Below are 21,133 nucleotides of genomic sequence, written 5' to 3' on the forward strand. Positions count from 1 at the left end.
TTAGGAGTAAGTTATGAGGGCATTAGAGGCTTTAAAGGAAAAAGGCATAAAGATAACTAAAGCAAGAATAGCAATTTATGAAATTTTAACAAAAAATGAGTCCAGTGTTACTGTAGATTTTTTATATGATGAATGCAGGAGATTGGGATTAAATTTAAATATTTCTACAGTCTATCGAACTTTGGAAATATTTGAAGAAAAAAAATTTGTAGAAAAATTTTATTTAGGAGAAGGAAGATATTCTTTTGCTATAAAGAAAAATCACCATGTTCATAAGCTCGAGTGCTCTCTTTGTCATAAAGAAATAGAGGTTTCGTGTCCAATGCAGCATATAGGGGAGTTACTTAAAACTCAGACAGGCTTTACTTTAACAGAACATAAACTGGATTTAAAGGGAATTTGTGAGGAGTGTAAGCACAAGGATAAGGAATAAATATATTATAAATTAATTGTAATAAAATGTTGAAATTTAGGGAAATTAAGGAAGTTTTTACAAAAAACGAAGCTGTACTAAGATTGGTAGAGTTATAGTGAAAAAAGTATAGCTTTTTTGTTTTATTGGTCAGTATTTCAAATAATTATGTGAATTAAAGGGAAAACTATATATTGACGTAGTGGGAGATATTAAATATACTTTGATTATAAAAATGTTTGATAATCAAAGTAATTTTAGGAGGTAAGTGATGAATAACACCCACAACGTTATTAACGACCTTCTAGTAAATATTTTCAATGAGATTCTTGTTATTGAGCAAAATGCATTAAAAATGGGTGTGTTTAGTGATGTAACAATAACAGAAGTGCATACAATAGAAGCTATTGGACTGTATGACTCAAAAAGTATGGGTGAAGTTGCAAAAATGCTAGGGATTACTGTAGGCACACTCACTGCTGCCATAAATAATCTTGTTAAAAAAGGATACGTAGAAAGAATTCGTTCACAAGAAGACAGAAGAGTGGTAAAGATAAGTCTTACAAGAAGAGGCAAACTTTTATATAGAATTCACAAAAAATTTCATGGTGATATGGTTAAGGCCACAGTAACCGGTTTAGATGAGAAGGAGGAAGCTGTATTGGTGCACTCTTTAGAAAGACTGGAAGAATTTTTAAAAGAAAAATACACTTTGTTAAGTAAGGGAAATAAGGAGTAATTATGAGTTGTATTAGAATTGTAGGAACAGGAAGTGGTGTTCCTGAAAGCGTAGTTACAAATGATGATTTGTCAAAAATAGTAGAAACTGATGATCAATGGATAAGTTCCAGAACTGGTATCAAGGAAAGAAGAATAAGTCAAGGAGAAAATACATCTGAACTTGGTGCTAAAGCTGCTATGAATGCATTAGAAGATGCTGGGTTAACTGCTATGGATATAGATATCATAATAGTAGCAACAACTACTCCAGATAGTTTTACTCCATCAACTGCCTGCATCGTGCAAGATATAATAGGAGCTAAGAAAGCTTATGCTTTTGATGTAAGTGCTGCATGTTCAGGTTTCATATATGGAGTAAATATTGCAACAAAAATGCTTAAAGCAGGAGATGAAAAGAGAGCACTTATCATTGGAGCAGAGACATTATCAAAAGTTTTAGACTGGAATGATAGAAGTACTTGTGTACTTTTTGGAGATGGAGCAGGAGCAGTTGTTCTTGAAAAGGGAGAAGAGGAAGGAATATTAGCCTCAACTATTGGATCAGATGGAACCTTAGGAAGAGCATCTCTATCTTGTGGTATATTTAATGTGCATAATCCTTTTGTAAAAGATGATATAGAAGATAAAATCAACATGGCAATGAATGGTAGAGAAATATTTAGGTTTGCAGTAAACATAGTTCCGCAAGCTGTAGAAGAAGTTTTACAACTTGCAGGGAAAAAACTTGAGGATGTAAAATATATTATTCCTCATCAAGCAAATCTCAGAATAGTAGAAGGTGCTGCAAAGAAATTAGACCTTCCACTAGAAAGATTTTATATGAATCTTCATAAATATGGTAATACTTCAGCAGCTAGCATTCCACTAGCCTTAGATGAAATGAATAAGAATGGGTTACTTCAAAAAGGAGATAACCTTGTACTTGTAGGCTTTGGTGGAGGGCTTACCTGGGGTTCATTATTAATAAAATGGTAAAAGCAATAAGAAATGGTAAAACCAAAATTTAAGGAGGAATTAATCATGATATTTGAAAAAATTAAAGAGGTAATAGCAAATCAATTAGGAGTAGACGAAGAAAGCATAGCTATGGAAACAACATTCCAAGAAGATTTAGGAGCAGATTCACTAGATTTATTCCAAATAGTTATGGATTTAGAAGAAGAGTTTAACGTAAAGATTGAAAATGTAGAAGAAATTAAGTCTGTTTCAGATGCTGTTAAGTATATTGAAGAAAGAACAGAGTAAGCCCACAGGGGGGAGAATTAATGTATAAAACTGAAATTTGTGACTTATTAGGTATAAAATATCCTCTACTTCAAGGGGGAATGGCTTGGGTAGCAGATGCATCTTTAGCATCTGCTGTATCCAATGCAGGTGGTCTTGGAATAATTGCAGGAGCTAATGCGCCTGTGGAATATGTAAGAGAACAAATAAGAAAAGCAAAACAAATGACAGATAAGCCTTTTGGTGTAAATATAATGCTTCTTAGCTCTAATGCAGAAGAACTTGCAAAGGTTGTTTGCGAAGAGGGAGTTAAGGTAGTAACTACAGGAGCAGGGAACCCAGGAAAATATGTTGAAATGTGGAAACAACATGGAGTAAAGGTTATTCCAGTAGTACCTTCTGTGGCACTTGCAAAAAGAATGGAAAGATGTGGTGCTGATGCAATTATAGCTGAAGGATGCGAATCCGGCGGACATGTTGGAAAGCTTACTACAATGGCATTAGTTCCTCAGGTTGTTGATGCAGTAAATATTCCTGTAATTGCAGCAGGCGGAATTGGTGATGGCAGAGGAATAGGTGCTGCTTTTATGTTAGGTGCTAAGGGTGTTCAGGTTGGAACAAGATTCCTTGTAGCTGAAGAATGTACAATACATGAAAACTACAAGAACATGGTAATAAAGGCTAAGGATATTGATACTATAGTTACAGGTAGACCAACAGGTCATCCAGTACAAGTTCTGAAGAATAAATTATCTAAGAAATTTGAACAGCTAGAGAAGGAAGGAGCATCTCCAGAGGTATATGAAGAGCTAGGAAAAGGTACACTACCTAAAGCTGTAAGAGAAGGAGACATAGAACATGGTTCCTTCATGGCTGGACAGATAGCTGGTATGATAAGTAAAGAACAAACTTGTGAAGAAATAATTAAAGAAATGTTTTCACAATATGAGGAGTTAAGAAGTAGCTTTAAATAGGAGGATGGCATGAAAACAGCATTAATTTTTGCAGGTCAGGGAGCACAGTATGTTGGAATGGGAAAAGAGCTTTATGATAACTTTCAATGTGCTAAAGAAGTGTTTGAAAGAGCTGATGAAGCACTTAAAATGAATTTATCATCACTGTGTTTTGAAGGACCATCAGATGAGCTTAATAAAACAGAAAATACACAACCTGCCATTTTAACTACTTCAGTTGCAGCACTAAGAGTACTTGAGAGTCAAGGTATAAACTTTGACGTTACTGCTGGATTAAGTCTTGGAGAATATTCAGCACATATATGTGCTGGAACCTTTTCCTTTGAGGATGGAGTAAAGCTTGTTAAAAATAGGGGACGCTTCATGCAAGAGGCAGTGCCTCAAGGTGTAGGTGGTATGTCTGCAGTACTTGGTCTTGATAGAGGTTTATTGGATGAAGCTGTAAAGGAAGCAGCACAATTTGGAATAGTTGAAGTTGCTAATTATAACTGTCCAGATCAAATTGTTATTGCAGGTGAAGTGGAAGCAGTTAAAATTGCTGGAGAAAAAGCACAAGAAAAAGGTGCAAAAAGAGTTATTACTCTAACAGTTAGTGGTCCTTTTCATACTTCAATGTTAAAAGGAGCCGCAGAAAAACTGAAAGAGGAGCTTAATAATATAGAAATAAAACAGTTTACTACTCCAATAATAACTAATGTTACTGGAGATTATATAAAATCTTTAGAAGAGGTAAAACCATTCTTAGTAAAACAAGTTATGTCTTCTGTAAAATGGGAAGATTCAGTAAGAACTATGCTTAACGATGGAATAGATACATTTATAGAGCTTGGACCTGGAAGAGTACTAAGTGGTTTTAGTAAGAAGATAGATAGAAATGTCAAAGTATTCAATATTGAAGACTTAAAGTCTTTAAATAAGACTCTAGATAGTTTAAAATAAGGAAAACTTCTAAAAGGGTGTGAATTAATGTTAAAGGGAAAAACTGCTATAGTTACAGGAGCAAGTAGAGGAATTGGTAAGGCTATTGCACTTAAGCTTGCTGAAAATGGAGCAAATATAGTTTTAAACTATAGAAGCAGTTCTATAGATGATATTATAGATGAAATTGAAGCAAAAGGTGTTAAAGTCGTTGCAGTACAAGGTGATGTATCTATATCAGAAGATGCAGATAAGCTTATAAAGGCTGCTGTAGATAACTTTGGTTCAGTGGATATACTTGTAAATAATGCAGGTATAACAAAGGACGGCCTTCTTATGAGAATGAAGGACGAAGATTTCGATAAGGTTATAGATGTAAATCTTAAAGGTGCATTTAATACTATAAGAGCAGCTTCAACTATAATGATGAAACAAAGAAGTGGAAAAATCGTTAATTTATCATCTGTTGTTGGTTTAACTGGAAATGCAGGTCAGGCTAATTATTCAGCTTCTAAGGCTGGACTTTTAGGACTAACAAAATCTGTTGCAAGGGAACTTTCAGCAAGAGGTATAACTTGTAATGCAGTAGCACCAGGATTTATTGAGACTGATATGACAGATGTTCTTTCAGATAGAGTAAAAGAAGGTCTTATAAACAACATACCGCTAAAGAGATTAGGTAAACCAGAAGATGTCGCTAATCTTGTATGCTTTTTAGCATCACAAAATGCTGATTACATCACTGGTCAAGTTATGAATGTCGATGGCGGCATGGTAATGTAAGGAAAGGTGAGAAGATGAAAAGAGTTGTAATAACAGGTATGGGAGCGATAACTCCGTTAGGAAATGATTTAGCTTCCTTCTGGAATGGAATAAAAGAAGGTAAAAGTGGAGTTGACTTTATAAAGCAATTTGACACAACAGACCAAAAGGTTAAGGTTGCAGCTGAAGTTAAGGATTTTAAACCAGAAGAATATATAGATAAAAAAGAAGCAAGAAGAATGGATAAATATTGTCAATTTGCTATGGCAGCAGCTCATCAGGCAATTTTAGATTCTTCTCTTGATCTTGAAAAAATAAATAAAGAAAGACTAGGTGTAATTGTAGGATCAGGAATTGGTGGCTTGTATACTATTGAAGAACAGGTATCAAAGCTAAATTCAAGAGGACCATCAAAGGTTTCACCATTCTTTATACCTATGTCTATTGGTAACATGGCAGCAGGAAATATTGCTATTCGTTATGGAGCTAGAGGAATATGTACATCTGTTGTAACTGCTTGTGCCACAGCAACTAACTGTATAGGGGAAGCTTTTAGAAACATTAAGTTTGGCTTTAGTGATATGATGATTGCTGGGGGAGCAGAAAGCTCTATAACACCAATGGGTATAGCAGGCTTTGCTTCTTTAAATGCTCTTTCAAAGAATGAAGATGTAACTAGAGCATCTATTCCTTTTGATAAGGAAAGAGAAGGCTTTGTTATGGGAGAAGGAGCTGGAGTAGTAATATTAGAGGAACTTGAGCATGCACTAAATAGAGGAGCGAAAATCTACGGAGAAGTTGTAGGTTATGGTGCTACTTGTGATGCTTATCACATGACATCTCCATCACCAGATGGAGAGGGAGCAGCAAGAGCTATGGAATTTGCTATTGAAGAAGCCGGAATAAAGAAAGCAGAAGTAAGCTATATCAATGCACATGGAACTAGTACACCTCTAAATGATAAGTTTGAAACAATAGCTATAAAGAGAGTATTTGGTGAAAGCGCATATAATATTCCAGTTAGTTCAACTAAGTCTATGACAGGACATCTTTTAGGTGCAGCGGGTGCTATAGAAGCTATAGTATGTGCTAAGGCAACAGAAGAGAATTTTATACCGCCAACAATTGGTTATAAAATAAAGGATGAAGACTGTGATTTAGATTATGTACCAACAAAGGGAAGAGATGCAGTAGTTAACTACGCAATGTCAAACTCTTTAGGTTTTGGAGGACATAACGCAGTAGTTCTATTTAAGAAGTGGACTGGGAGGTAGGTAATATGGATTATGCTTCAATAAAAGAGCTCATAAAAATAATTAATGATTCTGAGCTTACTACCTTCGAGATGGAGTTTGATGGTGTGATTTTAAAGATGGGAAAAGGTGGAGTTCAACCTTCAGCTATTACCCAAGAAAAGGTTAAACCTACAACGATAAGTAAACCTTCAAAGATAGAAGATATCAAAGAAGAAGTAGTTCTAGAAGAAGAAAAGGGAGGAACTTTTGTTACTTCTCCAATAGTTGGGACTTTTTATACCGCACCTTCAACAGAAAAGCCACCTTTTGTAAAAGTTGGAGATAAGGTAAAGAAAGGTGACGTACTTTGCATCATAGAAGCTATGAAAATAATGAACGAAATACAAAGTGATGCAGATGGAGAGATAGCAGAAATACTTGTAGCTAATGAGCAAATGGTAGAATACGGCCAAAAGCTATTTAGAATAAAATAGATTCAGGAGCTGATAGATATGCTTGATATAAAACAAATACAGGAAATCATACCGCATAGATATCCTTTTCTTTTAATTGATAAAGTTACTGAGCTTGAAGAAGGAAAAAGAATTGTTGCTATAAAAAATGTAACTATGAATGAGTACTTCTTTCAAGGACACTTTCCACAGGAACCTGTTATGCCTGGCGTTTTAATAGTAGAAGCGCTTGCTCAAGCAGGGGCTGTGGCACTTTTATCAATGGAGCAATATAAGGGTAAAATTGCGTTCTTTGGAGGAATAGATAAGGTTAAATTTAGAAAAAAGGTTGTACCTGGTGATACTTTAAGACTTGAAGTGGAAATAATAAAGCTTAGGGGGCCAGCAGGTGTAGGAAAGGCAACAGCTTATGTAGATGATAAAAAGGCTGTTGAAGGAGAGCTTATGTTCATGATAGGATAATAAGCTACTTGAGAGGTGATTTGATGATAAGAAAAGTACTTGTAGCAAATCGTGGAGAAATAGCAGTTAGAATAATAAGAGCTTGTAGAGAATTAGGAATAAAAACTGTTGCGGTGTATTCTGAAGCTGATAAAGAAGCACTACATACTCAATTGGCAGATGAAGCAGTTTGTATAGGACCTGCTAAACCTAAGGATAGCTATTTAAACATGGGAAATATCATAAGCGCTGCATATGTTACTGGAGCTCAAGCTATACATCCAGGGTTTGGATTTCTTTCTGAAAATTCTACATTTGCTAGAATGTGTGAGGAATGTAACATAAAATTCATAGGACCAGATCCTTCAACTATTGATCTTATGGGAGATAAATCAACAGCTAGAGAAGTTATGACCAATGCTGGAGTTCCAGTTGTTCCTGGAACAGAGGGTACGGTATCTTCATTTGAAGAGGTAAAGAAAAATGCAGAAATAATAGGATTTCCTTTAATGATAAAGGCTTCTTCTGGTGGTGGCGGAAAAGGCATAAGAATAGTTAAGGAATTCAATGAACTAGAAAAAGCTTTTGAAACTGCTAGGAGTGAAGCAAAAGCCAACTTTGGTGATGACAGAGTTTACATGGAAAGGTTCATCGAAAACCCAAGACATATTGAGTTTCAAATCATAGCTGATGAACATGGAAATGTAGTTCATTTAGGAGAACGTGATTGCTCACTTCAAAGAAGAAACCAGAAGGTGTTAGAAGAAGCACCATCAATGGTCTTAGATGATGATTTAAGAACAAGAATGGGAGATACTGCAGTAAGAGCTGCTAAAGCAGTGAATTATAAAAATGCAGGAACCATTGAATTTTTACTAGATAAATATGGTAAATTCTATTTTATGGAGATGAATACAAGAATTCAGGTAGAACACCCAGTAACAGAGCTGGTTACAGGCATAGATTTAGTTAAGGAACAGCTTACCATAGCTTCAGGAGAACGTCTTTCATTTACTCAAGATGAGGTGAAGATAAGTGGTCATGCTATTGAATGCAGGATAAATGCAGAAAATCCTGGGAATAACTTCGCACCTTCACCGGGAAAGATAGACTTTTTATTCTTACCAGGTGGAAATGGAGTGAGAATTGATAGTGCTGTTTACGGCGGATATGTTATTCCACCTTACTACGATTCTATGATAGCAAAGCTTATTGTGCACGGTAAGAATAGGGATGAGGCTATAACAAAGATGAAAAGAGCATTGTGGGAATTTACTATAGAAGGAATAAACAACAATATAGATTTTCAATTAGAGATATTAAATCATTCTAAATACTTAGAAGGCGAATTTGATACTGGCTTTATTGCTAGAGAAATATTAAAATTATAGGTGAAGGCTTATGGGATTATTTAAGAAAAAAAAGTATTTTACCATAACCATAAATGAAAATAAAACAGAAGAAAAAAATATAAGTGAGAATATTCCCAATATCCCTAGCGGTATGTGGATAAAGTGTACTTCCTGCAGTAAAATACTATATAAAAAAGAAGTTGAAGATAATAATAAGATATGCACAAACTGCGGAGCCTACTTTAGGCTTTCAGCTAAGGAGAGAATATCTTCTATAGTTGATGAAGGAACGTTTGAAGAATTTAATGAAAACATGACAGCCAAAAATCCATTGAATTATCCGGGATATATGGATAAAATAGCTGAAAATCAAGAAAAATCAGGTATTAGAGATGCTGTTGTCACTGGTCTAGGAAAAATTAATGGAAGAAATGCTGTAATTGCTGTTATGGATAGTAATTTTATGATGGGAAGCATGGGTTCAGTAGTAGGGGAAAAAATAACTCAGGCGATAGAAATTGCCACATCTAGAAAAGAATCAATAATAATTTTTACCTGTTCTGGTGGAGCAAGAATGCAGGAAGGTATTATCTCACTTATGCAAATGGCGAAAACAAGTGCTGCTTTAAAGAGACATAGTGAAGCAGGTTTATTATATATAACAGTTTTAACAGATCCTACAACTGGTGGGGTTACAGCATCATTTGCAATGTTGGGAGATATTATTTTAGCAGAGCCAAAGGCATTGGTTGGTTTTGCTGGAAGAAGAGTTATTGAACAAACCATAAAACAACAACTACCAGAAGAATTTCAAAAATCAGAATTCTTATTGGAGCATGGTTTTATAGACAGGATTGTAAAAAGAGAAGAGATGAAGAGCGTACTCTCAGATCTCCTTATGCTTCACGGATATTAACCTTAAGGATGTGATACTATGGGTGAAGTTTTAACTGCATGGGAAAGAGTTTTGATAGCGCGTATGGTGAATAGACCAACGGCTTTAGATTACATTGATAGAATATTTACTTCCTTTACTGAGCTCCATGGTGATAGACTGTATGGAGATGATAAGTCAATAGTTGGAGGGATAGCTCTCTTCAATAATAAACCTGTTACAGTGATAGGAATCCAAAGAGGAAGAGATATTAAAGAAAACATCGAAAGAAACTTTGGAAGTCCAAACCCAGAAGGATATAGAAAAGCACTGAAACTTATGAAGCAGGCAGAGAAATTTAATAGACCTGTAGTATGCTTCATTGATACTAAAGGAGCTTTCCCTGGAGCAGGAGCTGAAGAAAGAGGACAGGGAGAAGCCATAGCAAGAAATCTTATGGAAATGGCTGGACTTAAAGTACCTATAATTTCTATAATTATTGGAGAAGGTGGAAGTGGAGGAGCGTTAGCGCTTGGAGTAGCTGATAGGGTATGGATGCTTGAAAACTCAATTTACTCTATATTGTCACCAGAAGGCTTCGCATCTATACTTTGGAAAGATTCTTCTAGATCAAAGGAAGCTGCTGAAGTTATGAAGATAACTTCAAAGGATTTATATGAACTCGGAGTTATAGATCAAATTATTAGTGAGCCTGAGGGAGGAGCACATAATAATGTTGATATGGTAGCAGAAGAAATAAAGAATAGTCTTCAGGAAGAATTGAAAAACCTAAAGAAGCATTCAGTAGAAGAACTTTTAGAATTAAGATATAGAAGATTTAGAAATTATGGAGAGTCTGAGTGTTAATAAAGATTAAAAGAACTTCTCTATAAAATAAAGGTGACCTTATGGCCACCTTTATTTTGCTTTATAAGAATTTATATTAACTCATATAAATCCCTACTAAAGATAAACAACCTCAATCCTTAATCAATTCATGTTAAATAAAATTTAATATGCATCGAGCCTATTAAATTTAAGCCGGATTTCACTTCGTGAAATGGCAGCAAATAGCCTCGACACGCAATGCTTTTCCCTGAATTATAAATTTAACTAACTATGAAGTTATGTATCTATACAGATAGACAACTGAGTTATATGTATCCATTCAGTCCTCTTACTGAAACTTCTCCTGAAAAAATTTTTTTTATTTTTCCATCATTATATTTAACTACAAGATTACCGTCTGGTGCTATGTCTAGAGCTACTCCAATTTCTTCTTTTTCTCTATTTATTATTTTTATTTCTTTTCCTAAAATAGCAGAATTGTCCTTACAAAGTTGTAGAGTCGTAGGCATTTCTTCTGTTTCTATAAATTCATCATAAAGTTTTTCAAAATAGTTTAAAAAATCTCCAAGAAGCTGTTTTCTATTAATTGATTCCTCTTTTTCAATTTTTAATGAAGTTGCTTTTTCTTGTAATTCATTAGAAAAATCTTCTTTATCTAGATTTACATTTATTCCAACTCCAACTACTACATATTTTATTTCAGATAACTCACAGTTTAATTCTATTAAAACTCCTGCTACTTTTTTTCCATTAACAACTATATCATTAGGCCACTTTATTTGTGATATAATATTTTGTTCTTTTATTGCAAGATGTAGAGCGGCAGCAGCTATTTGAGTAAGTCTTCCTGCCATAATTGGTTCTAATGATGGTCTTACAATTATTGATGTCCATATGCCTTTGTACTTTGGTGAGAGAAAATTTCTTTCTAATCTTCCTCTGCCTGAAGTTTGCTCTTCTGAAACAATTACTGTACCATCAGGTGCACCGTCTAAGGCAATAATTTTTCCATAATTATTAGTAGAGTCTACTGTATCAAGATATAATACTTTCTTTCCTATTAATTTTGTCTTTAGATAAGGTGAAAGTTCTGCAAAAGAAAGAGTATCAGGTGCAGATTTTAATTTATAACCTTTTTTTGTTGAGGATTCTATTTCATAACCTTCTTCTTTAAGTGTTTTTATATGTTTCCATATTGCAGATCGTGTTATTCCAAAGACTTCACACATTACTTCCCCAGAAATAAAATCATTAGTTTCTCTAAGAATTTTTAATATTTGTTCTTTCATTTTTATCACCATCTTTAAATTATAATAGTTTAATTATAATTATATTTTTATAAAATTAAAAGAAAAAGGATATCTATATTATTGATATCCTAAGTATTTCTTGAAAATATTATAGTTATAATTAACGTGATAACAGAAATAATAGCAATTGTTCCTCCTGGAGCACTATCTATATAGTAGGAAGCTACAAGACCTAAAGTAATATCTAAGAATCCAAAGATCATTGACAGTATAAGGGTTGCAGTGAATCCTTTTTTAAGTTGCATAGCTGCTGCTACAGGTACAACAATTATTGAGGATACAACAAGTATTCCAAGTACTCTTATAGAAACAGATATGGTTGCACCAACTATAAGAGTAAAAATGTAATTTATAATGTTAACATTTATACCAGCAACTCTTGCTCCATCTTCATCAAAGGTTACATATATAAGTTTTTTATAAAGAAAAGCAATAGCTAGAAAGCATAATATTCCAACTGAAGTTATAAGTATTAAATCCTGTTTTGAAACAGTCAGGATACTTCCAAATAAATACGAATTAACTTTTGCTGATGATTTGCCGCTGCTAATTAAGATTATGGCAATACCTAAACTAAAAGTAAGTATTATAGACATTACAAGTTCAGCATACCTTTTAAAATAATTTCTTAAAAGTTCAATTATAAGAGCACAAATGAATGTAAAAATAAACGCTGTTATTAAAGGGTTAAATCCTAAAACGAGACCTATTGCTACTCCTGCAAAAGAAGAGTGGGAAAGAGTATCTCCAATCATAGAATATCTTTTTAATACGATAAAAAGCCCTATGCAGGGACATAAAAGAGATATTATAAAGCCGGCCAGAAAGGCATTTTTCATAAACTCTAGCTCAAACATTTTATTCTACCTTTCTATTTTTAAATAATGTTCCATTATTTATAATCTTGCTATACTCATCAACAGTATAGAGGGTTGCTTTTCCTTCATGCAATTGTAGAATGTGAGTGGAATAATCTAAAGCAAGTTTCAAATTATGTTCTACAGAAAGTATAGTAATTCCTTTTCTTTTATTTAAGTCCTTTATTAAACCATATATCTCCTTTTGAGAGCTATGATCCACTCCTGCACTTAACTCATCAAGAACTAAAAGTTCAGGATTTCCCATTAAGGCTCGTGCTATAAATATCTTTTGTTGCTGGCCACCAGAAAGAGTTCCTATAAGTTTATTCTTAAATTCTTTCATATTTACTCTTTCTATGAATTTATCTATTTGTTTTTTATCATGAAGATTTAATGCATTTGCATGACAACTTAATACCTCTTTTACTGTTATAGTAAATTGTGAGTTAAAGCTTTCTACTTTTTGAGGTACATATCCAATCTTATTTGTAGTTACTTCAATAGAACCATTAATAGGTTTAAGTTGTTTAAGCATTAATTTAACTAAGGTGGTTTTTGAACTTCCATTAGGCCCAATTATAGAAACATATGCTCCTTTAGGAATATTAATATTTATATTATTTAAGATAAATGGTGGCTTAGAGGTATATGAAAAGCAAAGATTATTAATTGATATCAAACTCATCAACTCCGTCTAAAGATACACAAATTCAAGTATTAATGAATTATAAATTAGTATAGGTTTTAAATACTTTTTTATAATTTTAGGATTAATTATGAACTTGTGAATGTATATAAAAATCTAACTATATTATACAACTTATTGCAAATGGTTTGCAATAAGTTAGAGTTAATGATACGAAATTAATTTTCAGAAGTTTCTGAAAATTCTTTAGTTGGAGTATCATAGATTTTATCTAGTTTCCAACTATCAGCAGTATTATTTCTTTTAAAGTATGCTTTATATGTTTTGTTATCATGGGGTGTTTTACCCTGCATACCATAAACTTCTACTATAGCAGTTTTCCCATCAGAGAAAAGAAGTTTCATCGTTTTAACTCTAAGAAGTTTTTGAGAATTAGAAATCTTAGAGGTCATATAGTAATCAGTAGCATAATAAAGATCCTTACATTTTGAGTTAATATAGCTTGCTCTAATAAGTATAAATAAAAGAGCTAGGGAAAGAGTAATAATAAAAAGTCTTCTTATTCTTTGTTTTCTTCTCTTTCTTCTTTTTAATTTTAGTGAAGTCTCTCTTTTTTCGCTCATATACTGATCCCCTCCTTTAAGATTTAATTATATATTACCAAAAAATGTAAAAATATTAAAGGATATAATTGATTATTTTTTGGAGTTAATGTTTAATAGGAGATACGGAGTATTTTTTTTGCTGTAATATGATTTAAATGCTTGAATGAATACTTCTGGGAACAATATAATATAAAGAGAAAGATTAGCAAAAGAAAGGAAGAATAATTATGGATTTTTCATCATTAGTTTTAATGGAAAAAGATGGAGCAACTGGAATGATAATAAAGGAGCTTGGTAGTTATACTGTAAATGAAGGAGCGGCATATGTAACTAAGCTTTATTGTATAGATGGAGATGTATCATTATTTTTTGATACTAAAAAGGATGTTGAAGAATGGGAATATTCAGCAATCTTTGATCTTTTTGAAAAAGAAGCTTTTAACGAACTTGCATATGACATAGAAGAAAAGGATGACGAGTATAATCCGACATGGGTTGTAAAGTTTAAGTATGATGAAGAGCATGAAGAAATGAGAGCTGTAATAAATGAAGTATGTAATCTTATAAAAGAAAAGATAGAAAAGGTTTTTCAGGACATAATCGGTAAGGAAGAAGAATATCAGTAGTAAAAACCAGTGTTAAGGTACTAGAAAGGAGAGATGTATATGAATGAAGCAAAGATGGTAAAAAAAAGAGAGGAAATTCAACAGGAAGATAAGTGGAAAATTGAAAGCGTATATGATTCGGTGGATTCATGGGAAAGTGGTTTTAAAGAACTTAAGAAAAAAGCTCCTGTTTTAAAAGAATTTGAAGGAAAATTAAATAGTGGCAGAGAAGTTCTAGCCTTCTTACAATTAAATGAAGAAGTTTCTAGAAAGGCAGAAAAATTGATGGTTTATGCGCATTTAAGAGCAGATGAAGATACATCTAATCCACAGTTTCAAACCTTGAGAAATAAAATTGATCCATATCTTGCTGAACTAGCAAGCTATACAGCATTCTTTGAACCGGAAATATTATCTTTACCAGAAGGTTCAGTAGAAAAAATGATGCAAGAAGTTAGTGAACTTAAGATGTATGATTTTTTTCTAAATAACATATTAAAGGAAAAGCCTCATATACTTTCCAAGCAAGTGGAAGAACTTATGGCTTCAGTTTCAGATTGTTTGGATGCTCCATCAAATATTCATAGTATGCTTACTAATGCAGATATGAAATTTCCTGTTATTAAAGATGAAAAAGGAAATGATGTAGAATTAACAGAGGGTAATTACTCAAGCTTTATAAGAAGTAAGAACAGGAAAGTAAGAGAAACTGCATTTAAAGCTCTTTTTGGAGAATATAAAAAACTTGAAAATACGTTAGCATCATCACTGACATCTTCTGTTAAAAATTTTATATTCAATTCTAAGACAAGAAAATATACCAGTGCATTAGAAGCATCTCTAAAGCCTAACAACATTCCATTAGAGGTCTATTATAATTCAATAGATACTATAAATAAGAATATTAAGTCTCTTCATAAATATGTGGCTTTAAAGAAAAAGCTTCTTGGTTTAGATGACATACACATGTACGATCTTTATGTTCCTGTAGTAGATGTAGAAAAAGATCATATAGAGTTTGAAAAAGCAATAGAAATAGTTACAGAAGGGCTAAATCTTTTAGGTGATGAGTATCTGGATATTTTTAAAGAAGGTATAGAATCTGGATGGATAGATATTTATGAGAATAAAGGGAAAAGAGGCGGTGCTTATTCTTGGGGCTCCTATGATACTATGCCTTATGTACTGCTAAATTATAACTTTGATTTAAATGATGTTTCAACTCTGGCACATGAAATGGGCCATTCAATTCATTCGTATTATTCAATTAAAGAACAGCCATATATTTATTCTCATTATACACTTTTTTGTGCAGAAGTTGCCTCTACAACAAATGAGATACTTTTAATACATCATTTAATAAGTAAAGAAGAGGATAAACAGAAGAAGCTCTACTTAATAAATCAGGAACTTGAGCAAATCAGAACTACTGTATTTAGACAGCTGATGTTTGCAGAGTTTGAGCTTAAAACTCATGAAAGTCTTGAAAAAGGAGAACCTTTAACTCCGAAGGACTTAAATCAAATTTGGCATGATTTGAATGTGAAATACTTTGGTGAAGAAATGATAGTAGATGAAGAAGTAGATAGTGAATGGGCAAGAATTCCTCATTTTTATAGAGATTTTTATGTATACCAATATGCTACAGGTTATGCAGCAGCTTCTGCTTTTGCAAAGTCCATAATGGAGCAAGAGGAAAAGGCTGTTGAGAAATACAAGGGATTCTTAAAAGCTGGTGGAGCGGATTATCCAGTAAATATTTTAAAAAAGGCTGGAGTAGATATGACTACATCAAAACCTCTTGAAGCAACTATTGAGAGATTTAATGAGCTTTTAGATATGCTAGAAAAACTTATATAGAGTATAAAGTTACCCTGCAGAATCTGCAGGGTATTATATTAATTAATATTTAATATAACTTTTAAAGGAGTTTTTTATGAAAATAAGTGAAAAGAATTTGTTTGATGCTTTAATAAAGGAACATGGATTTGTTATCGAACAATACTACTGTAAGGAATTAAATGAAAATAGGTGGATTGCTTTAAAATATACCGAGAGTGGAATATATGCAGTTATTTGTTCCGAAGAAGAGGAGGAGTTTTATAATGCTAAAGGAGCAGATGACTTTCTTAGAAATAAAGGAAAAAATTATGAGCTTAATAATATAATAGCTGTTAGTCATGAATATAGAGACCTAACCAATAGTGGATCTTATAAAAGGATAATATTTGATAAAATTTCCAATAGAGTATTACAATATGAATCTTCTACTGAATTTATAGTTAAAGTGATAAGTAGTTTAGGTGAAGAAAAAAGAAGTACAAATTCCTATGAGGCATCTTCAAAAATTACATTAATATTGATATTAGTAAATGCAATTATTTTTATAACTTCAGTTTTTTTATCCGGCAGTCTTTTTGATATAGATTTAGGAGTATTAGTATTTTTGGGAGCTAAGGTTAATTTTTTAATTGAAAGAGGACAATATTATAGGCTTTTAACTGCTATGTTCCTTCATGGTGGATTATTACATATAGCCTTTAACATGTATGCACTCTATTCATTAGGAAATTTGACTGAACAGATATATGGTAAAATTAAATATTTAAGCATTTACTTTATATCTGGTATATTTTCAACCTATGTAAGTTATCTTTTTTCAAGTGCAGTATCAGTAGGAGCGTCTGGTGCTATCTTTGGACTTTTAGGAGCTACCTTGGTATTTGGTTTAAAGGAAAAGAATAGAATTGGAAAAGGATTTTTAACTAATATTATTTCGGTGGTAGTATTGAATATAATGATAGGTCTTACAACTCCTAATATAGATAACTTTGGACATTTCGGAGGGTTAATAGGAGGAATAGTAATGGCAATTTTTTTAAGAAGAGAATAATAAGTACAAGTTAATAATTGTAAAACAAAAAAAGATGGCTTTTATTGCCATCTTTTTTGTTTAATGTCTTGAAGATCATCATAATAAAGAACTTCTACATCTAGTAAGTCTTTTGCTAGCTTATGTAAAGTGTCAATATTATCTAATAGAAGCTCTTTAGTATCATTATAAAGCTCATCTATAGTTTCCTTACATTCATTAATTACTGAAGCACCACAAGTTGATGAAAGGCTACCAAGAGTTGATAGTTTTAAAAGTCCTAAAGTTTTACCCATTCCATACTCAGTAACCATATTTGTAACTAAGCCAGTTGAATGGTTTATGTCACTGTAAGCACCAGTTGTTATATTTTCTTTTCCAAATATAATTTCTTCAGCGGCACGTCCGCCTAAAAGCACCATGATTCTTTTTCTTAAGTAATCTACGGTCTTATATGCTGAATCTTCTGGAATAGTTAACGTATAGCCACCTGCTCCTTTTGTAGTTGGTATTATTGTAACCTTTGAAATTTTCTCTTCCGGTAGTTTTATCATTGAAACTAAAGCATGTCCAGCTTCGTGATAAGCTGTGATTTCCCTATCTTTTTGTTTGATTGAACTTCTATCACTTTTTTCATGTCCAGCTACTACTATAGAAAAAGCTTTATCGATATGTTCCTCCGTAATAGAAGATGAACTATCTTTAGCAGCAAGTATAGCAGCTTCGTTAACTAAGTTTTCAAGCTTAGCACCAGAAAAATAAGTTGTTTTGTGTGCCAAATCAGTTATATTAATACCAGTATAAGGCTTGTCTTTTAGATATAATTTTAATATTTGTTGTCTTGCGCTAAAGTCTGGAAGAATTACTTCCACATGCCTATCAAATCTACCTGGTCTTAAAAGAGCAGAATCTAGAACGTCTAATCTGTTTGTAGCAGCCATAACTACAATACCTTCTTGCTCGCTGAAGCCTGACATTTCTGTTAATAGAGCGTTAAGGGTTTGATCTCTTTCATCAGATCCACCAGACGCTTTACCACCATCTCTTTTTTTACCTATGGCATCAATTTCATCTATGAAAATAACAGCTTTTCCGTGGGCTTTAGCTTTTTTAAATAAGTTTCTTATTCTCGCAGCACCAACTCCTACATACATTTGAACGAAGTCAGAACCACTCACGGCATAGAATGGAACTCCAGCTTCACCAGCAACAGCTTTTGCTAAAAGTGTTTTACCAGTACCAGGTTCCCCGTAAAGCATAATTCCCTTTGGCATTCTTGCGCCGTACTTTTGATACTTTTCTGGATTCTGTAAAAAGTCTATAATATCTTTAACGCTTTCCTTAGCTTCATCATTTCCAGCCATTGAACTAAAACCAAAGTTTTTCTTAGCTTTATCCTTTATATCTGAAGCATCAACTGCAGAAATTGAAGATGAAGAGAATCTACCTTTAGACATAGTCATAAAAACTATCGCAATTACTGATAAGGTCAAAACTCCAGACGGTATAGTCTTCTCAGGTGGAGCACCTGCACTTTCTTTAACTGTGATTCCCTTAAGAAGTAACTCTTCTTTAAAATTTGGTGTTTTTGGATTGTCTGTTGAGTATATAGAGCCATCCTTTAGTTCTACCTTAATTTTAGAAGTATCATTTATTTCAACTTTAGAAATATTTCCTTTAGTTAAATCCATATTAAACTCACTATATTGTTTTAAATTCTTTATAGGTGATGAATAAGTGAAGAAAATCATAGCACCTAGAGAAAGTATAGCAGTTATTATAGGAATTATAACAAATTTATTCTTTATCTTATTCATTACATCCTCCTTATTTTACACAAATATAGATAAATAACCTCATAACTGAATTTATAACTCGGCACATACAGGTTCATATTCAATTAAGAATTTTTAATAGAATTTTTTAAACCAATTGACGTTATGATAATTATTATACTAGTTTTAAATTTTATGTCTAACGAAAACCATAACTTTTACCAATGTAAGTTATGGTTTATTTCCCTTTCAAAGAAACGGTAAATAATGTATACTGTATGAAGAAGAAAGCTAATGTAGAGAGCGTTTAGGGAGGAGAGACCCCATATGAAAATTTCTGAGATAAAAGCTAAAATAGATGGTAATGATATATTGACGATAATTAGTGATTTTCTTAAATTAGATGGATTATCATTTAGTGTTATAAATATAGATGACGATATTGAAGCAGAAGGAAACTTTAAAAAAATTATTAATCTAAACTTTAAGGGAAGAGTAGATTTATTAGGTGTACAAGCTGATAAGCTTTTTCTAAGAGTTAAGTCCATTAAGGTGATGAAGTTAAGAATATTTGGTTTTATGAAAAATTTTGGTGTGAAGGTAGCTCTTAGGTCTCTTAAGAAACAGGGCATAACGGTAGAAAAGGATATAATAATTGTTGATATAGGAAAGATTATAAAAGTTGTTCCTTTTATAAAGTTTAATATAAAAAGTATGGGTATTGAAGAAAGATATGTAGTCCTTGAGTTAAATGACATAGATATAGCATTAAATAATATTGGACAGAAAGTGCAAGAAGAAGTGGTAGAAGAAAAGAAAGATGAGATAGATCTTCAACGTATAGAAATTCAAAAGGTTGAAGATCAGTATACGAAGGGAAGGAATCATATTGAAGAAAAACTTCCTAAGAAGTTGAGAATATACTCTGATTACGTATTTATGATTCCTGATATTATAGCGTTTATGTATAGACTTTTAAAAGATAAGAGAGTAAATAAAAAGACAAAGACTGCTTTAATTGCTTCAATAATGTATGTTTCGCTTCCTATTGATATACTTCCAGATAAGATTCCTTTTATAGGTTCCATTGATGATTTGGGGGTAATATTTTTTACTTTAAATAGAATAATAAATGATGTGCCAATAGAAGTTATATTAGAAAATTGGCAAGGTAAAAATGAGTTTGTAGTGGTTTTAAAAAAATCTCTAGAATATCTTACAAAATATACGGGAGCAAAGAATGTAGATAAGCTTTATGACATGATAAATGAACTGGTAAAAGTATAGAAAGGAAGAGAGATATGGCTAAGTTTTATGCAGTTGCGAAGGGAAAGTCTGGTATTCCGTTGATATTAGAAAGCTGGGACGCATGCAAGGCTGAGGTTATTGGCTTTAAAGGTGCTATATATAAGAGTTTTGGTAAGAGAGAAGATGCAGCAGATTTTATTAGGCTTCACGGATTAGGATTTGAAGGTAGTAGTTCTACGAATACGAATGTGTCTAAAGGACTTTCTATATATGTAGATGGAAGTTTTATGTCTCATAAGAATAATTTTTCGTATGGAATAGTGGTGGTGGATAACGGGGAGGTTATTCACACTGATAAGGGCGTAGGATTTGATGAAGAGGCTATTTCTTTAAGAAATGTTTCTGGTGAGGTACTTGGTGCAATGAAGGCTGTGGATTATGCTATTTCAAAGGGGTATGAGGCTGTATCTATATTCTTTGATTATCAAGGTATAGAATCTTGGGCGTTAGGAACATGGAAAAGAAATAACAAAATTACTCAAGGATATCATAGATTTATGCAAGAAAAGATGAAAGAAATAAAAATAAACTTTAAAAAAGTTAAAGGGCACAGCGGCGACATCTTTAATGATATGGCAGATAAGCTGGCTAAAGAAGCACTAGAAGCTTTAAAATAACCATTTTTTATATATTATAAAAAATAAAAAAGTGCATAAGCTAACACTAGTATAAAATAAAGAAGAGGTGTTAGATATGGGAAGATTCCTAACTGGAATAACTACAGGAGCAATTGTTGGTGCTGCAGTAGGTATGATTATGATGCCACGATTAGATAGAAAAACCCAAAGAAACATCAGAAGAATGGGGAAAAGAGTTATGCATGTGGCAGAAGACACCTACGGTAATGTAATAGACAGAATGAGATAATAAAAACTCGAGAAATTGTTTCTCGGGTTT

24 protein-coding genes are annotated in these 21,133 nt (G+C 32.7%); 19 read left to right on the forward strand and 5 right to left on the reverse strand.

Features of this window, described 5'->3' with window-relative positions; all coding sequences use genetic code 11:
* The first annotated feature begins 13 nt into the window (after positions 1-13).
* The 13 genes from CPJCM30710_RS00665 (at position 14) to CPJCM30710_RS00725 (ending at position 10,273) form a co-directional block, all read left to right on the forward strand.
* The gene (locus tag CPJCM30710_RS00665) at positions 14-433 is read left to right on the forward strand and encodes a Fur family transcriptional regulator (protein ID WP_212902232.1); all 420 of its coding nucleotides are present in this window, start codon (positions 14-16) and stop codon (positions 431-433) included.
* Positions 434-683: 250 nt separating this feature from the next.
* A complete protein-coding gene (locus CPJCM30710_RS00670; RefSeq protein ID WP_212902233.1) occupies positions 684-1,151 on the forward strand; it encodes a MarR family winged helix-turn-helix transcriptional regulator in 468 nt (155 codons plus the stop codon).
* 2 nt (positions 1,152-1,153) lie between these two features.
* On the forward strand, positions 1,154-2,128 hold the full coding sequence (locus CPJCM30710_RS00675; protein WP_212902234.1) for a beta-ketoacyl-ACP synthase III: 975 nt from the start codon (positions 1,154-1,156) through the stop codon (positions 2,126-2,128).
* 45 nt (positions 2,129-2,173) lie between these two features.
* Positions 2,174-2,398, forward strand: a complete 225-nt coding sequence (acpP, locus tag CPJCM30710_RS00680; RefSeq protein ID WP_212902235.1) for an acyl carrier protein — start codon at positions 2,174-2,176, stop codon at positions 2,396-2,398.
* A 20-nt stretch (positions 2,399-2,418) separates the two neighbouring features.
* The gene (fabK, locus tag CPJCM30710_RS00685; RefSeq protein ID WP_212902236.1) at positions 2,419-3,351 is read left to right on the forward strand and encodes an enoyl-[acyl-carrier-protein] reductase FabK; all 933 of its coding nucleotides are present in this window, start codon (positions 2,419-2,421) and stop codon (positions 3,349-3,351) included.
* Positions 3,352-3,360: 9 nt separating this feature from the next.
* A complete protein-coding gene (gene fabD, locus CPJCM30710_RS00690) occupies positions 3,361-4,290 on the forward strand; it encodes an ACP S-malonyltransferase (RefSeq protein ID WP_212902237.1) in 930 nt (309 codons plus the stop codon).
* Positions 4,291-4,317: 27 nt separating this feature from the next.
* A complete protein-coding gene (gene fabG / locus CPJCM30710_RS00695; RefSeq protein WP_212902238.1) occupies positions 4,318-5,052 on the forward strand; it encodes a 3-oxoacyl-[acyl-carrier-protein] reductase in 735 nt (244 codons plus the stop codon).
* Positions 5,053-5,066: 14 nt separating this feature from the next.
* The gene (fabF, locus tag CPJCM30710_RS00700) at positions 5,067-6,305 is read left to right on the forward strand and encodes a beta-ketoacyl-ACP synthase II (protein WP_212902239.1); all 1,239 of its coding nucleotides are present in this window, start codon (positions 5,067-5,069) and stop codon (positions 6,303-6,305) included.
* A 5-nt stretch (positions 6,306-6,310) separates the two neighbouring features.
* Entirely contained in the window at positions 6,311-6,760 is a 450-nt protein-coding gene (gene accB / locus CPJCM30710_RS00705; RefSeq protein ID WP_212902240.1) for an acetyl-CoA carboxylase biotin carboxyl carrier protein, read from the forward strand.
* Positions 6,761-6,778: 18 nt separating this feature from the next.
* Positions 6,779-7,201, forward strand: a complete 423-nt coding sequence (gene fabZ / locus CPJCM30710_RS00710; RefSeq protein WP_212902241.1) for a 3-hydroxyacyl-ACP dehydratase FabZ — start codon at positions 6,779-6,781, stop codon at positions 7,199-7,201.
* A 23-nt stretch (positions 7,202-7,224) separates the two neighbouring features.
* Positions 7,225-8,571 carry an acetyl-CoA carboxylase biotin carboxylase subunit gene (locus tag CPJCM30710_RS00715; protein ID WP_212902242.1) on the forward strand — a complete coding sequence of 449 codons (1,347 nt, stop codon included), beginning with the start codon at positions 7,225-7,227 and terminating at the stop codon, positions 8,569-8,571.
* A gap of 10 nt (positions 8,572-8,581) precedes the next feature.
* A complete protein-coding gene (gene accD, locus CPJCM30710_RS00720) occupies positions 8,582-9,448 on the forward strand; it encodes an acetyl-CoA carboxylase, carboxyltransferase subunit beta (protein WP_212902243.1) in 867 nt (288 codons plus the stop codon).
* An 18-nt stretch (positions 9,449-9,466) separates the two neighbouring features.
* Entirely contained in the window at positions 9,467-10,273 is an 807-nt protein-coding gene (locus CPJCM30710_RS00725) for an acetyl-CoA carboxylase carboxyltransferase subunit alpha (RefSeq protein WP_212902244.1), read from the forward strand.
* Positions 10,274-10,560: 287 nt separating this feature from the next.
* On the opposite strand, the gene CPJCM30710_RS00730 is transcribed toward CPJCM30710_RS00725, so the two are convergent.
* The 4 genes from CPJCM30710_RS00730 to CPJCM30710_RS00745 all read right to left on the reverse strand — a co-directional run bounded on the left by CPJCM30710_RS00730 (position 10,561) and on the right by CPJCM30710_RS00745 (position 13,694).
* Positions 10,561-11,544: a biotin--[acetyl-CoA-carboxylase] ligase gene (locus CPJCM30710_RS00730; RefSeq protein WP_212902245.1), complete on the reverse strand. Its 984-nt coding sequence runs from the start codon at positions 11,542-11,544 to the stop codon at positions 10,561-10,563.
* An 89-nt stretch (positions 11,545-11,633) separates the two neighbouring features.
* The gene (locus CPJCM30710_RS00735) at positions 11,634-12,422 is read right to left on the reverse strand and encodes a metal ABC transporter permease (protein ID WP_212902246.1); all 789 of its coding nucleotides are present in this window, start codon (positions 12,420-12,422) and stop codon (positions 11,634-11,636) included.
* Position 12,423: 1 nt separating this feature from the next.
* The gene (locus tag CPJCM30710_RS00740) at positions 12,424-13,104 is read right to left on the reverse strand and encodes a metal ABC transporter ATP-binding protein (RefSeq protein ID WP_212902247.1); all 681 of its coding nucleotides are present in this window, start codon (positions 13,102-13,104) and stop codon (positions 12,424-12,426) included.
* Between the two features lie 185 nt (positions 13,105-13,289).
* Positions 13,290-13,694, reverse strand: a complete 405-nt coding sequence (locus tag CPJCM30710_RS00745; protein WP_212902248.1) for a hypothetical protein — start codon at positions 13,692-13,694, stop codon at positions 13,290-13,292.
* 209 nt (positions 13,695-13,903) lie between these two features.
* On the opposite strand from CPJCM30710_RS00745, the gene CPJCM30710_RS00750 reads away from it, so the two are divergent.
* The 3 genes from CPJCM30710_RS00750 to CPJCM30710_RS00760 all read left to right on the forward strand — a co-directional run bounded on the left by CPJCM30710_RS00750 (position 13,904) and on the right by CPJCM30710_RS00760 (position 17,174).
* A complete protein-coding gene (locus tag CPJCM30710_RS00750; protein ID WP_212902249.1) occupies positions 13,904-14,302 on the forward strand; it encodes a DUF6762 family protein in 399 nt (132 codons plus the stop codon).
* A gap of 39 nt (positions 14,303-14,341) precedes the next feature.
* Positions 14,342-16,141 (forward strand): oligoendopeptidase F, encoded by a 1,800-nt coding sequence (gene pepF, locus CPJCM30710_RS00755; RefSeq protein ID WP_212902250.1) that lies wholly within the window; start codon positions 14,342-14,344, stop codon positions 16,139-16,141.
* 76 nt (positions 16,142-16,217) lie between these two features.
* Positions 16,218-17,174, forward strand: coding sequence for a rhomboid family intramembrane serine protease (locus CPJCM30710_RS00760; protein WP_212902251.1), 957 nt, complete (start codon positions 16,218-16,220; stop codon positions 17,172-17,174).
* A gap of 41 nt (positions 17,175-17,215) precedes the next feature.
* Here the strand turns inward: CPJCM30710_RS00760 and CPJCM30710_RS00765 are convergent, their stop codons facing one another.
* On the reverse strand, positions 17,216-18,970 hold the full coding sequence (locus tag CPJCM30710_RS00765; protein WP_212902252.1) for an ATP-dependent metallopeptidase FtsH/Yme1/Tma family protein: 1,755 nt from the start codon (positions 18,968-18,970) through the stop codon (positions 17,216-17,218).
* Between the two features lie 285 nt (positions 18,971-19,255).
* Here CPJCM30710_RS00765 and CPJCM30710_RS00770 point away from each other — a divergent pair, with 285 nt between their 5' ends.
* The 3 genes from CPJCM30710_RS00770 (at position 19,256) to CPJCM30710_RS00780 (ending at position 21,103) form a co-directional block, all read left to right on the forward strand.
* Entirely contained in the window at positions 19,256-20,215 is a 960-nt protein-coding gene (locus CPJCM30710_RS00770) for a YkvA family protein (protein ID WP_212902253.1), read from the forward strand.
* A 14-nt stretch (positions 20,216-20,229) separates the two neighbouring features.
* A complete protein-coding gene (locus CPJCM30710_RS00775) occupies positions 20,230-20,853 on the forward strand; it encodes a ribonuclease H1 domain-containing protein (RefSeq protein ID WP_212902254.1) in 624 nt (207 codons plus the stop codon).
* Positions 20,854-20,929: 76 nt separating this feature from the next.
* A complete protein-coding gene (locus CPJCM30710_RS00780) occupies positions 20,930-21,103 on the forward strand; it encodes a YtxH domain-containing protein (RefSeq protein ID WP_212902255.1) in 174 nt (57 codons plus the stop codon).
* Positions 21,104-21,133 lie beyond the last annotated feature (30 nt).

Source organism: Clostridium polyendosporum (assembly GCF_018332455.1).
GTDB classification, from domain to species: Bacteria; Bacillota; Clostridia; order Clostridiales; family Clostridiaceae; genus Clostridium_AY; species Clostridium_AY polyendosporum.